This window comes from Trichococcus patagoniensis, from assembly GCF_003051085.1.
Lineage (GTDB): Bacteria > Bacillota > Bacilli > Lactobacillales > Aerococcaceae > Trichococcus > Trichococcus patagoniensis.
In genome coordinates, this window is record NZ_QAOM01000012.1 from 39900 (window position 1) to 54289 (window position 14390).

Here is a 14390-nt window from a genome sequence, read left to right on the forward strand (position 1 = left end):
CGGTGTGGACCGGTTGACCGGAGAACAGCATAACGAGCGGAAGCTTATCTCCGACCAAAGCCGCTTCACCGGAGAACAGCGAAGCAAACAAGGCCGGATCTCCGGCCAGTGGCGTTTAACCAAATAACAGAGGAGTGCTCACTAACCAGCTGAGCACTCCTTTTTGCGGTTTGCGGTAGGGATAGTTTCAAATATGGAGCCGAACTCCCGCCGAGAATTGTTTCACCGGCGAATACCGTTCTGTAGATAGCCAATTTTTGTTGAATTTCCAATTGCCATTCCTTGACTTCACCTTGAGGTTAAGGAGTAAGGTTCAAGTAAGCCTATAACAGGTACTCGGTGGTATAATAAAAATGGACAAGCAGTACTCAGATGCAGAAAACTGTTTTTCGATTCTTTATTGATACTCCGGGTCAGAATGGAAAGGATGAAGATAATGGCAATCAAAGACAAAGTAGTGATCATCACGGGAGCTTCTTCAGGGATCGGCGAGGCGTCAGCCCGACTGTTGGCGAGCAAAGGAGCCAAATTGGTTCTCGGCGCGCGCAGAGAAGAAAAATTACAGAAATTGGTTGACGAAATCGTTCAGGATGGCGGGGAAGCTGTTTACCGCGTAACGGATGTCACCAAAATCGAAGACAATCAAAAACTGGTTGATCTGGCAAAAGAAAAATTCGGTAGAGTGGATGTCATTTTCCTGAATGCCGGCGTGATGCCGAATTCGCCTTTATCGAAGTTGAAAACGAAGGATTGGCATCTGATGGTTGACGTCAACATCAAAGGCGTACTGAACGGGATCGAAGCGGTCCTGCCAGAATTTGTGAAACAAAAATCCGGTCATGTCATCACCACCTCATCCGTTGCGGGCCTCAAGGCATATCCAGGCGGAGCGGTATATGGCGCGACAAAATGGGCTGTGCGCGACCTGATGGAAGTGCTAAGAATGGAATCCGCGATGGAAGGAACCAACATCAGAACGGCCACGATCTATCCGGCCGCGATCAACACGGAATTGCTGGAAACCATCAGCGATGATAAGATCGCCAAGGATATGGGGATCATCTACAAGCAATACGGCATCAGCCCGGATCGCGTAGCCAATGTGGTCGCATTCGCGATTGACCAGCCTGAGGATACAAACGTAAACGAATTTACGATCGGACCGACAATCCAACCTTGGTGATAACAATAAATCAAAGCCCGCTGCACCGGTTCATTTCGGTGCAGCGGGCTTTCTTTTTCTGAATGTTACCGGAGGAATTTTCCTCCGGTGAAGGAATGTTTGGCCGGAGGAGAACAACGTGAACGAATCTGATCTCCGGCGAAAGTCTCCTCACCGGAGCAGAGCGACGTGACCGGTATCGCATCTCCGGCGAAGGCTGCTTCACCGGATAACAACCCCATCAAAGCACCATTTCCTCCGGCCAAACCACCCCAAAACAACAAGAATGAAAGTAAGCGGAAAATATTTCACAAATTAATTGACAAGGTCACAGCATTCTTGTATATTAATTAGAAATAGATGAAACTTTGATGAGATAAGTAGCTTTGAAAGGAACCACAGAGAGTCTGCGCATGGTGAAAGCAGATGTTCCGGCATTAGCGAAAATGGTCTTTGAGTGATCGCTTGTGAGGGAAACTTAGCAAGTGACGGGTACGCCCGTTAGAGCGTTGAGGGATGATAGTCCCTTGCAGAGATAATCATTGCGATTATGAATTAAGGTGGTAACGCGAGCATTCGCCCTTTTACGAGGGAGGATGCTTTTTTTATATATTTTTAAAACATTTTTGGAGGGAATAATATGGAGCAATCATTTGTAAGGGAAATGACATCAAAGCATTTAGTTATGCTCTCATTGGGTGGAGTTATAGGAACGGGAATCTTTTTGAGTTCAGGGTATTTGATTCAAACGACGGGTTCGATCGGAACCATCATCGCGTATTTGGTCGGGGCATTTTTGGTGACGTTGGTCATGATGTGTTTGGGCGAATTGTCGGTCCATGAGCCCAGCACGAGCTCGTTCCACAACTACGCTTCAAAATATATCCATCCCGGAGCAGGTTTCGTGGTGGCGTGGCTTTATTGGCTGACTTGGACGGTGGCATTGGGTTCGCAATTCATCACTTTGGCGATTTTATCGCAACGCTGGTTTCCTGGCATTCCCACATGGATTTGGTGCATCTTTTTTATCGGCATTATTTTACTTTCAAATATCATCGATGTGCGTTGGTTCTCCGTCAGCGAATTTTGGATGTCGCTGATCAAAGTGCTCGCACTGGCGATTTTCCTGATCCTGGGTATGGGCGGCATTTTTGGATTTATACCGATTCAGGGAAATGAATCAGCACCACTTTTTAATCATCTGACGGAAAATGGTTGGTTCCCGAAAGGTGCAGGCTCTGTTTTCTTGGCGATACTGTCGGCTAACTTCGCTTTTTCAGGTGCGGAATTGATCGGCGTAGCCGCTGGCGAAACGACAAATCCCAAGAAAAACATCCCGAAAGCGATCCTGCAGACGATCGTCATTCTGGTGGTCCTTTTCATTGGGACGATTGTTGTGATAGGTGCGTTGCTTCCGGATACTGCCGCGAATTTGGATGAAAGTCCGGTGACCGTCATCCTGAATTTGATGGGCATCCCATACGCCGCTGATATCATGAACATTGTCCTGATCACTGTGGTCCTTTCCGGCGCCAATTCCGGTGTTTACGCAGCATCGAGAATGCTCTGGTCATTAGCAAATGCAGGCACGCTGCCGAAACGCTTCGCCAAATTATCTAAGCGCGGATTGCCTATCTACGGGTTGCTGCTGACCATTCTGGGCGGACTGCTTTCCCTGTTTTCCAGCATCTATTCCGCGGACACCGTTTACCTGGCGTTGGTTTCGATCTCGGCATTTGCGGTCGTGGCGGTGTGGTTGAGCATCGCTTGGGCGCAACTAAATTTCCGGAAACAGTACCTGAAATCTGGACATAAGCTCGATGCGTTGGATTACAAAACGCCATTCTATCCAATCGTGCCGTGGCTCGTAATCATCCTCTGCTCTGTGTCGATCATCGGCATCGCTTTTGATCCGAACCAGCGGATTGCCTTAATCATTGGCATCCCGTTCACGATCCTGTGTTTCTTCTATTATCAATTAGTATTCAGCAAAAAAGCATCCGCAACAATCGGAAATCAGGAAGTGGGGGAGCTTTCCGATGAATTTTAAGGAGTGGCAACAAAATCAAAAAGTGATCCTCATTGATGGCTCGATGTCCCTGGGGCTTGAGGAACAGGGCTTGGACCTGAACGATGCGTTATGGACCGCAAAAGCCTTGGTGAACGAACCGGATAAAATCGAAAAAGTCCATCAGAACTATTACGATGCAGGGGCAAACATCGCCATCACCAGCAGCTACCAGGCAACAGTAGCCGGTTTTGAGCGTTTGGGCCACACGACCGAAGAAAGCCGTACTTTGATCAAAAAAACAGTTGAACTTGCGAAACAGGCACAAGCGAAAAGCCAAGGCATCCAAGAAAAATGGGTGGCGGCTTCAATCGGGCCATACGGTGCCTATTTGGCGGACGGCTCTGAGTATCGGGGCAATTACGGTCTGTCGCAAACCGAATTGGTTGATTTCCACCGCGAAAGGCTAGAGTTGCTGCTGGAAGCAGGGGCTGATCTGCTGGCCATCGAAACCATTCCGGACATAACGGAAATTCAGGCACTGATTGAATTATTGTCCCAACATCCTAAGGCTTCAGCCTGGCTGACGGTAACCTTGAAGGACGCACACCATTTATGCGACGGTACCGATCTGCGTGTATTCCAACAATTGGCGGAGTCATCCGAGCAGCTCATTGCCTACGGCGTCAATTGCGTGCAGCCTGATCTGGTACTGCCGGCACTGGAGTATCTGAAACAAAATGCGACCAAACCATTGGTTGCCTATCCAAATTCGGGAGCGACCTATGATCCCACCACAAAAGTATGGACACACAGTCATGCGGTGGATGACGTGTTCTCCCAGCAAGCCCTACAGTGGCACGAAGCGGGATGCAAATGGATCGGTGGCTGTTGCTGCACATCCGCCAAAGAAATCAAGCTGTTGAAGGAAACCTTCGCTGCTGTTCTTTAGTAGGTATCAGTTATTTATCGAAATCAGTAAAAATAAACCTATCACCCCACAAACAAGAGGATGATAGGTTTTTGTGTTTTACCGTTTGCTATCTCCGATCTCCGGCGAGGGGCGTTTCACCGGAGATCGGGCGATCAGAATGTTGTTCACCTCCGGTTAGGGCTGGCTAATCGGAGGTGGGCAAGGAAAACGAACCCCAACTTCGACGAAAACAGCCTAACCGGAGAAGAGCAGGGCGGAATCATACCCGCAGTTTTTCCTTCAAAGCATCCGTCAGAGTCTGTGAAAAATTGATGTTCTCCTCGGATGCCAGATCAGCCAACCATTCAGGGATCGTCACATTCTTTCTGATTGTTTTGGAATGATACTTCCGTCTGTATGCAGCAAGATCAATTCCAATCAGAGCGACAGTTTTGCTTGGATATTTTTTTTGAATGATGTCCACGGGTGTAGCAACAGGGAAATTTTTTTTATCCTCTAATGCGAGACCTAATACTTCTTCGGCCATCTCATAAGCTTCCTCGATTGTAGCACCTTGCGTGATAGCTTCCGGTATATCAGGGAACTGAACTAGGATATACTTGCCATCTTTTTCGAATGTAGCTGGATAGACTAACTTCATTTTCATCCGCTCCTTATCATCGTTGGAATATTTTTTACTGGAGTTCCAATATTTAATTGGGTATCATTTAAGCCCAGCCTGTTTGAGAATGCTCTGTTCTAAGCCGATTCCCAAATCCTTATTGTGAAGTGGAACAATTACAGTTTTTTGAGTAATTTTATTGAATAATTTCAGGTGACTACCATTTTGAGTTATTCGCGCAAACCCATTTCTTTGTAGGAGTTTTACCATTTGTCTTGGTGTCATTGGCATTGTACTTAATCCTCTCTGTATATATTATGCGTACATAATGCGCATTTGTCAAATGGGGTTTTTATTGATTCACGTTGTGGTGATTCTTGATTGTTTACTGTTCATGGAATGGGGGGAACTGCGATGCTGGTGTTCAATACCAAAAATAGACTGCTCATCAAAGTATAGATACGCAATAAAACGTAAAAAAAATTTTTTGAATTTTCATCAATGATCACGTAGGCTTAATTTGTAAGATTGGATGATAACACAATCAAATACTAAATCTTTCTAACAGCCGAATTAAGCAAAAAAAGTGAATCCCCTCTTAAAATGCCCATATAAGGGCATTTTAAGAGGGGGTTCAATTAATTATTTTTCTTAGTCAACCACACAAATTGGCTCAGCGCTTCTTCTTGTTCCGCAAGTGTCCGTCTGCAGACGCTCCAGCATTTTGCCGTCTTGCCTTCGCCGTATTCGCTTGGCCACAGTCCGGCGTCAACAATTTGTACTGAAAATTGATCTGTCTCCGTATGATATTTGCTTGTTCGATATCCAAAAAGTGTCAGATTAGTTAAGAATGTACCATACAAATTTATGCAAAAATAAAAGATAGCGTTCTCTCGTTATGGAAGTGCCATGAATTTAAACGCTAAAAAAGTAGAGGAAACGTCCGTCCAGGTTTAAACTATTTGTGTAACCGATTACAAGAGGTCTTATAATTTACAATCAGTAGAAAGACAAATGGAAAATAGAGGAATCTTGAATTTGGAAATGAAACTACAAATAGCGAAGAAGCTGCGGGATAATGTCAGAATTTATCTGATCAGTTGATACGGAAAATAACTATCTTGGCTTTCAGCTCAATTAAGAAAGATGAAGAAAGGAAATAAAGCTATTATGAAAATCGAAAAAATTAATTTAAATGAAGATGATACGAATGTTACATTAACAACTTATTTATTGGATGACTCAGAAGAAATGTTGATCGGAAAGAGCAGACCCGCAGTTTTAATCTGTCCTGGCGGTGGATATATGTTTACCTCTGATCGAGAAGCAGAGCCACTCGCTTTACGGTTTGCTTCTATGGGCTATCATGCATTCGTCTTAAGGTACTCGGTATTCAGTAACAGTGGCCTTGCTTTTCCTGATCCCAAAAAAGATGATATATATATGAATAGCACGTACCCTAATCCTATCAGAGAAATCGGGAAAGCACTCCTTATCATCAATGAACATGCTGAAGAATGGAAAGTTCGCAGTGATCAGATCGTTCTCTCTGGTTATTCTGCCGGGGCGCATAATTGTGCCCTCTACTGCGTAAATTGGAATAAACCAGTCATAACGGACTATTTTAATAGTCCTCAAGAGGGACTTAAACCAGCAGCCGCAATTCTAGGTTACGGTGTTTATGATTTTGAATTACAGAAAGATTTTAAGACTGAAAGTGCGGATGAATGGCAAGTAAAGTTGAATGATGCCTTCAACTTTGCGTATTTTGGAAAAACAAAGGTGACTGATGATCTAATATTATCCAGCAGCCCAGCTAAATTAGTAGACAAAGATACACCACCAATGTTTCTTTGGGCCACACGTGAAGATAATGTTGTCAGCGTTACTCAAACGACAGGAATGGCTCACGCTCTTGCGATGAAGGGGATTCCTTTTGAGGCTCATGTATATGAAAAAGGACATCATGGTCTCTCGCTATCCACACAGGCTACCGCTAAATCTAAGGAAGATATTATTCATGAAGTAGATAATTGGATTGGACTTGCAGAAACTTGGTTGAATAATCGATTCCCTTTAGATTTGGTAGAGAAAACACCTATATTTAATTTTGAGCAGCTACTATAATAAATTGGAGGATTTTTATATTTAACTTAAACATATTGAAGAGCTTGTTGAAATGTTGACGGATGGCCCATCTGTGATAATGAAACCATAAGAAAAAAATCTATACAGAAATGAAGTGATCCCCATCATAGCAATTACAGAAGAACAAAAGAACCACATTTCCCAGTTGATCCAATCGATGACCATTGATGAAAAAATCGGCCAGATGAATCAGGCCGCTGTATCTATAGTCGGAGGTTTTGAAGTACCTTTTGAGGAATTGATTGAAATGCTTACGGATGGCCGTATCAGCCATACCGAATTTGAGAAAATCATGTCAACAGCAGAGCAGGACTATCACGAAGATGAAATCCGAGCAGGAAAAGTCGGTTCCTTGATGTTGCAGGATGCAAAAAAGGCGAATGAGCTGCAGAAAATTGCAGTCGAAGAAAGCAGGTTAGGGATTCCCTTGATTATCGGTTTGGATGTGATTCATGGCTTCCGCACCGTGTTTCCGATTGCATTGGCCGAAGCTTGCTCCTTTGAAGACGAACTATTCGTAAGAACCGCAAGAATGGCGGCAAAAGAATCCCGCAAGCAAGGGGTGAACTGGCATTTTGCACCGATGATTGATGTATCGAGGGACGCTAGATGGGGCAGAGTATCTGAAGGCCCGGGAGAAGACCCGTATTTAGTGTCTCAATTTGCAAAAGCAAAAATCCAAGGACTGCAGGGAGATCAGAGCAGCACAGAGAATTATGTTGCCGCCTGCCTGAAGCATTTCGTTGCTTACGGCGCAGCGGAAGGGGGCAAGGACTACAACACGACTTCAATGGCGGATTCCTTGCTGCATAATGTATACCTGGCGCCTTTTAAAGCTGCAATTGAAGAAGGTGCGGCCACGGTTATGGCTGCCTTCAACGATTTGAACGGCGTCCCCTGTACAGTGAACCAAGACATGCTGCGAGCGGTGCTGAAAGAGGATTATGGCTTCGAAGGTTTTGTCGTCAGTGATGCGAATGGCATCAGGGAATGTGTCACTCACGGAATTGCTGAGGATGAAAAAGCTGCAGCAAGGCAGGCAGCAACAGCTGGCTTGGACATGGATATGGGGACAGGCTTGTACAGTGCGCATCTGAAAACGCTGATTGAGGAAAAACTAGTGGACGAAAGTCTCCTGGATGAGGCTGTAACCCGCATTCTAACAATAAAAATGTGGTTGGGCTTATTCGCTGAGCCTTATGTGGAAATCGAGGAAGAGGCTGAAGTTCCCCAGAACAATACCCAGTTAGCTTTGGAAGCAGCCGAGAAAGCCATTGTTTTGTTGAAGAACGAGAATAACCTATTGCCTTTGGACAGAACTGCTAAAATCAGTGTCATCGGCGAGCTCGCTGATATGGCCGCTGAAGTTGTTGGTGCTTGGTCGATAAGTTGGAAAGCGGAAGATTGTGTATCGGTGCTGTCCGGCCTGTCGGCACAAGGGGAGCGGGTCAAATACTTTGCCACAGGTGGTCTGACGTCTCCGTTGGATGAGAATAAGTTGAAAGAAGCCCTCGCATACGGTGATGTTATCGTCGCTGTGGTGGGTGAAACCGTGTCGATGTCCGGAGAAGCAGCCTCACGTGCGACGATTACTTTACCAGGATCTCAGCAACGGATGCTTGAGAAGGTCAAAGAAGCAGGAAAGCCTGTCGTTGCCGTTTTGATGAATGGCCGTCCACTGGCATTGGAATGGGAGCACCAAAATGTTGATGCTATCCTGGAAACGTGGCACTTGGGGGTTCAGATGGGGACTGCCGTTGCGAATGTCATTTTTGGCGCCGCCAATCCGAGCGGCAAATTATCAGTATCGTTCCCAAGAGTGACTGGACAATGCCCAATCTATTACAATCATCCGAATACAGGAAGGCCCGGTGGAAAGAGTAAGTTTACGTCGAAATACATGGATATAGAAAACGGACCGTTGTATCCATTCGGATTCGGTCTATCTTACACCGAATATACATACAGCAACCTTATTTTGGAAAGGTTCACTGACAGCATCCGTGTGTCCGCTGATATCCAAAATACAGGTCAGAGACAAGGAACAGAGATTGTTCAATTATATGTCCGCGATATCGTTGGATCTATTGTTCGTCCTGTGCTTGAAATGAAAGATTACCAAAAAGTAACGCTGCTCCCAGGAGAAGTGCGGACGGTCAGTTTTGACCTTCCGAAGCAAAAATTGGGATTCTATGACAATAAAGGTGACTTCAAATTTGAAGACGGGGAATTTTTGATTTGTTTGGGCAAAAACTCTCAGGAATACTTAGAAGAGAAAATCACCATAATATTTGATTGATCCGCTGGCGACACTTCGGACAATAATAGGGCAAGGACATGGATTTTTGGACATCCACGTCCTTGCCCTATTGTCTATGATGCTGGATTTACCGAGGGGAGCAGCATTAATATCTTACCTTTCTGAACTGCTCTGGAGAATACCCGACATGCTTTTTGAAAACTTTACAGAAATAACTCGAGTCCCGGAACCCGCAAGAGTCTGCAATTTGGTGGATTTTCTTTTCTGGGAACTGCAACAATTCCACTCTGGCGTGGATAATTCTTACATTCGTCAGAAAGTGATTGATTGTTTGGTTCATATTTTTTTTGAAAACCCCACAAATATGTTCCTTTGTCATTCCGCATGATGAAGCGATATCATCAAGATTGATAGGCTGGTGATAATTCTCTTCGATAAACGAAATGATACTGTTAACGGTTCTGTTTGTTCCAAATTGATTTTCTCCAATAATCAACCTTACTGCATTGGCCAAATTTAATAGAAGTTTATAACAATAGGTTGAAAGTTCAATTTTAAAATTCGCACTAGTCTTATAAGTGTTTATCATTTCAAGAACAGAGGTTGAAAAAATCTGCGTATCGGATAAGTGGTAAGCGCCTGATTGTGTCATGTCCAGATTTGTTAAGAGTTCAAGACAAATATCTCCATTAAATCCTACAAAATCAAGCAGCCATTCATCGGATAGTGCATGGTACTCGTGAGCAGTGTTTGGATAAATCAGGAAACCTTGCCCCTCATTGATGATCATTTTTTTCTCATCAATGATTACTTCTCCTTGGCCTTTTTCACAAAAAAACCATTGGAAATGGGAGACGCCTTCTATCCGGTTAATGGATTCTTGATTATGTTTGAATCCTAGGGTCAATACCATCATCGGAATGTTCGTGGAACGATAATCCAGATTATTTATGGTGATGATCATGTGTTTTCCTCCTCGTCTTAATATTTTACTATGATTATAAATATATTAAGATGGACGCTGATTGTCAATAGGCACTATACTAAGCGTAGATAGAAAAGGAGGAATTTCAATGACAAAAATACCTGAAATCAGAAACGAAAATGGATTTCCAACACTTTACGTAAAGGGAGAACCATTTTTTTCATTAGCCGGTGAACTTCATAATTCGAGTACCAGCGATCTAAAATACATGGAGGAAAACGTGTGGCCGAATTTGAAACCGCTTAATATGAATTCTGTAGTTGCGCCAATCTATTGGGAGTTGATAGAACCTGTAGAAGGGGAGTTTGATTTCACTTTGTTGGATGGACTCATCAACCAAGCTAGAGAGCAAAAGATGCACCTCATCTTGATCTGGTTTGGACTTTGGAAAAATGCGGAAAGCATGTATACGCCCAAGTGGATGAAACAGGATTCCAGTAAATACAGCAGAGTGCAAACTGCTAAAGGAGAGAAGCTGCATTCCATTTCGCCTTTATGTGAACTGGCTGTCGAGAAAGATGCCTACGCTTTTTCCAAAGTTATGAAGCACATTAAAGAGACAGACCAAGAACATTCAACTGTTATCATGGTTCAGGTCGAAAATGAAATCGGTTTATTAGGAACGGACAGAGACTATAGTCCCCTAGCAAATGAACTCATCAGCAAAGAGATCCCCAAAGACTTAGCGGATAATCTAAACTTAGTTGGCACATGGGACGAGGCTTTCGGGAAAGATGCTAATGAAAGCTTTATGGCCTATCACTACGCAAGCGCGGTTGAAAAAATTACCTCAGCCGGAAAATACGAATATCCAATTCCATATTTCACAAACGCTTGGCTAAAACAGTATCCATGGTATCCTGGTTCGTATCCTAGCGGCGGCCCTGTAAAAGAAGTTCATAAAATTTGGAAAGCCATTGCACCCTCTTTATTTACTTTGGCCCCAGACATCTACGTTCCTTACGTGCCACAAGTATTGGATGAGTATGCGTATGAAGGAAATCCGCTATTGGTTCCGGAAGTCAGAAAAGATGCAGTCACTTCTTCCTACTGTTTGTATGCGTTTACGAAGCATAATGCGATTGGGTATTCTCCATTTGGGATTGAAGAATTGGTGCTCCCTCCAGAAAGTATCAATAAGCCTCCAATGGATGTGATGCTGGCTCTCAATATAGATCCATCCGCTTTTGATATCGAAGGCAGTAAGAACTATTTGGCCAAAACATACTCAATAATCGAAAACATAAAACCACTCTTGATGGAGTACCGAGGAACGGGTAGAGTGCATAGTTATGTTAAAAAACACGAAACCGATTTTGGGGCTTTCATCAACCTGACTAATTATGATCTAGTTGTTTCTTATGCACCGAGAATGGACAAAAAACCTGTTGCTTCAGGGGCGATTTTTGAACTTGAAGAAAACAAGTTCTTACTTGTAGGAATGATGAGCAAGCTTAGCTTCCGGGCTAAGCCAGGTGAAAATTATAAAGTAGAAGTGATCAAATTTGAAGAAGGCGATTTAAAAGATGGGAAATTTATAGCCGGTAGAGTTCTGAACGGTGATGAAAAAATGTCGGTTAGTTTTGATGCAATGCCAAGTTGCTACATCATTGAATTGTTTAAATATTAAGGTAGCATTCGAATTGAACTAGAATTGATTATGCTTCAGTCCTTTTTAGTGGTCTTGGATGAGTATTCTGACAAACCATTATCAAGGACTTTTTGATATTGTCCTAAAATCCAGTTTGTTATTTTAAGTGCAGCACTGTTTTTATGCTGTATGCTCTTGTGAGGAGCTGCCTGAATAGCATATAGTAATACCTGAAAGAGGTGATTGGATGAAACTCATCAATCCATGGGAAAACATCAAGATCAAAAAAATCGGAAACAAGGAAGTCATCCAAAATTTTGATGATGATATCCATCTGCTGTATGTGTTGGTCGGGGAACTGTCGGTAGAATCCGAAGGCAGTTATTTGACTTTGCAAAAGGACGATTTTTTCATTCTGCATAAATCCAAATCGTATACATGCCATACGGGCGATTCGAAAGTTTTTCAGTTGTCGCTGCAGTATTTTTATTCCGAAGAGGATGAGTCCGACCCGTACAGCTACTATTTTACCGGCGATTCAGTCAAAAATACCCACAGCTCTGATATGCAGGTAACCTATCTGTTGAACCAATTGGTGGAACTGTACATTTTTAAGGAACAGAAACGGATATCGGAAATCTTTGAGGTGTACTTCAACCTCATCAATACGTTGGAAAAGAAGTATTTTGTGAAAGTGCAACTTGAGTCGGACAGGAGCATCAAGCAAAAAGTCGAGGAAGTCAAATTTTACATCGATAATAACTTTGATAAAGAGATCCGCTTATCTGATTTGGCGGGGAAACTGTTCGTGTCGGAACAATACCTTTCCAAACTGTTCTCGAACGAAATCGGCTTGTCACTGAGCGAGTATCTGATCAGAAAACGTCTGGAAAAAGTGCGGAAAGATTTGTTCGAAACAGAAAAATCCGTGACCAACATTGCGTTTTCAGCCGGATTTTCCAACATTAATTCCTTCAACCGGCTGTTCAAAAAATATCAAGGATTGACTCCCAGCGAGTACCGCAGAGAATCGAAAAAGGGCATCGAAATCCAATCATCCCCTTTTGCGATACCGAATGAAGAATTGACGGATCTGCAGAAATACTTTGTGGAAGAGGAGGAAGGCAATAGTGCCGACAAGCTGAAAATCGATGTCTCAGAGTCGGAAGATTTCGATTACGACAAATATCTGATCAATCTCGGTTACGCCGGGGACCTGCTCCACACGTCATTCTCCCAACAGATCCGATACACACAAGAGCAGAATGCTTTTCGCTACGGCCGGATTTGGGGCTTGTTCAACAATGTTTTGTTTGAACAAGTTGGCGATGAATTCGACTTCACAAAAGTTGATGAAATTCTGCAGACGGTTCTCGATGCCGGGATGATTCCGTTTTTGGAACTTGGATTCAAAGGCAAACTGATACATGAAACCCACACAAAAATCATTAAGAAAGAACCGTTTGAGCTGAAGACCAACAGAATGGACGGAATTTTGCTCAGATTCACAACCTTTCTCAACCATTGCATCGATAAGTACGGCGATGAGGAAGTCTCGAAATGGATCATCGAAATATGGAAACCGAATGCATTCGTCCTTAAAAACACGGATCAAGAACAACTATCCCTGATCGAGATGAATGATGGACAGGTGGATATTTCGCAGTATCCGCACTATATCCGTTACTTCAGCCAAATCAGCGAATCGATCAAGCGTATCGTACCGGAAATTCAAGTAGGTGGCTGTGGACTGAGTTTGGACATCGAACGGGGAGACATGCGGAATTTTCTGCGCAAATGGAAACAGGAAAAAGTCAAACCGGACTTCATCAGCATCGGCATCTATCCGATCGATGAAATCAAACATGGCTATGTTGTAGAGAAGCGTGCGAATCCGATTTCCCATGATGAAGATTATATGCTGAATAAAATCAAGGACATCCGCACCTTGTTGGATGAATTGGATTTGGGTACGAAGTTGTACGTGACGGAGTTCAACGTGACCATCCTGAACAGGGAAATCGTCAATGATACGGCCTTCAAAGGCGCCTATATCCTGAAGAATATCCTGTCGATCCTGTCCTATTGCGATCTGATCGGGTATTGGCAATTGTCGGATTTGACGGTGACTAGTTTTGATACAGCAAAAAAAGAAATCTTTGGCGGAGCCGGTATCCTATCCAAAAACGGAGTCCCCAAAATCGGTTACTATGCTTTCAAATTTCTGAAGAAATTGGGTCCGAAAAGAATCTTCGCTTCCGAAAATCTGATCGTGACCAGAAAAGAAAAGCAATATCAGTTGCTGTGCTACCACTACAGCCATTTGAATGCGACCTATTACTACGACACCATCGGAGGCTTCCACAAAAACAATGCCTACGCCATTTTTGACAATGAACAGCCGATCGATTGGACAATTGAACTGAATGGCTTTGAAGCAGCCGGTAAATACCGGATCACCAAGTACAGCATCGGGAAGAACAACGGCAATTTTTTGGAAGAGGTCAATGCGATCAGCCAAATCGATCATTTTGATAAAGAAATGATCCAATATCTGAAGCAAAAATGCGTTCCGAAGATCGAAATACAGACACAGATCATCAGCGATGATAAATTAGTACTGGAAATCCATCTGTCCCCGTATGATATTTGCCTCTTTGACATCCAAAAAGTGTCTGATTAGTTAATGATGTACCACACA

10 protein-coding genes and 1 other annotated feature are annotated in these 14390 nt (G+C 43.5%); of the genes, 7 read left to right on the plus strand and 3 right to left on the minus strand.

Features of this window, described 5'->3' with window-relative positions; translation table 11 throughout:
• The first annotated feature begins 436 nt into the window (after positions 1–436).
• The 3 genes from C8U37_RS09340 to mmuM all read left to right on the plus strand — a co-directional run bounded on the left by C8U37_RS09340 (position 437) and on the right by mmuM (position 4122).
• A complete protein-coding gene (locus tag C8U37_RS09340; RefSeq protein ID WP_108032976.1) occupies positions 437–1183 on the plus strand; it encodes an SDR family oxidoreductase in 747 nt (248 codons plus the stop codon).
• Between the two features lie 338 nt (positions 1184–1521).
• Positions 1522–1749, plus strand: a binding site (T-box leader).
• Between the two features lie 53 nt (positions 1750–1802).
• Positions 1803–3212 (plus strand): amino acid permease, encoded by a 1410-nt coding sequence (locus tag C8U37_RS09345; protein ID WP_108032977.1) that lies wholly within the window; start codon positions 1803–1805, stop codon positions 3210–3212.
• Positions 3202–4122: a homocysteine S-methyltransferase gene (gene mmuM / locus C8U37_RS09350; protein ID WP_108032978.1), complete on the plus strand. Its 921-nt coding sequence runs from the start codon at positions 3202–3204 to the stop codon at positions 4120–4122. The genes C8U37_RS09345 and mmuM overlap by 11 nt, the downstream gene beginning before the upstream one ends.
• Positions 4123–4363: 241 nt before the next feature.
• Here mmuM and C8U37_RS09355 read toward each other — a convergent pair whose 3' ends face one another.
• Positions 4364–4744, minus strand: coding sequence for a type II toxin-antitoxin system HicB family antitoxin (locus C8U37_RS09355; protein ID WP_108032979.1), 381 nt, complete (start codon positions 4742–4744; stop codon positions 4364–4366).
• Between the two features lie 63 nt (positions 4745–4807).
• A complete protein-coding gene (locus C8U37_RS09360) occupies positions 4808–4996 on the minus strand; it encodes a type II toxin-antitoxin system HicA family toxin (protein WP_108032980.1) in 189 nt (62 codons plus the stop codon).
• Between the two features lie 879 nt (positions 4997–5875).
• Here C8U37_RS09360 and C8U37_RS09365 point away from each other — a divergent pair.
• Together C8U37_RS09365 and C8U37_RS09370 are read left to right on the plus strand one after the other, a co-directional pair.
• Positions 5876–6832: an alpha/beta hydrolase gene (locus C8U37_RS09365; protein ID WP_108032981.1), complete on the plus strand. Its 957-nt coding sequence runs from the start codon at positions 5876–5878 to the stop codon at positions 6830–6832.
• A 115-nt stretch (positions 6833–6947) separates the two neighbouring features.
• Positions 6948–9152 (plus strand): glycoside hydrolase family 3 N-terminal domain-containing protein, encoded by a 2205-nt coding sequence (locus C8U37_RS09370; RefSeq protein ID WP_211306164.1) that lies wholly within the window; start codon positions 6948–6950, stop codon positions 9150–9152.
• 106 nt (positions 9153–9258) lie between these two features.
• On the opposite strand, the gene C8U37_RS09375 is transcribed toward C8U37_RS09370, so the two are convergent.
• Complete coding sequence (locus C8U37_RS09375) at positions 9259–10077, minus strand: AraC family transcriptional regulator (protein ID WP_108032982.1); 819 nt, start codon at positions 10075–10077, stop codon at positions 9259–9261.
• 109 nt (positions 10078–10186) lie between these two features.
• Here C8U37_RS09375 and C8U37_RS09380 point away from each other — a divergent pair, with 109 nt between their 5' ends.
• Both C8U37_RS09380 and C8U37_RS09385 read left to right on the plus strand, forming a co-directional pair.
• Entirely contained in the window at positions 10187–11728 is a 1542-nt protein-coding gene (locus C8U37_RS09380; RefSeq protein WP_108032983.1) for a DUF5597 domain-containing protein, read from the plus strand.
• 208 nt (positions 11729–11936) lie between these two features.
• Complete coding sequence (locus C8U37_RS09385) at positions 11937–14372, plus strand: GH39 family glycosyl hydrolase (protein WP_108032984.1); 2436 nt, start codon at positions 11937–11939, stop codon at positions 14370–14372.
• Positions 14373–14390: the final 18 nt, after the last annotated feature.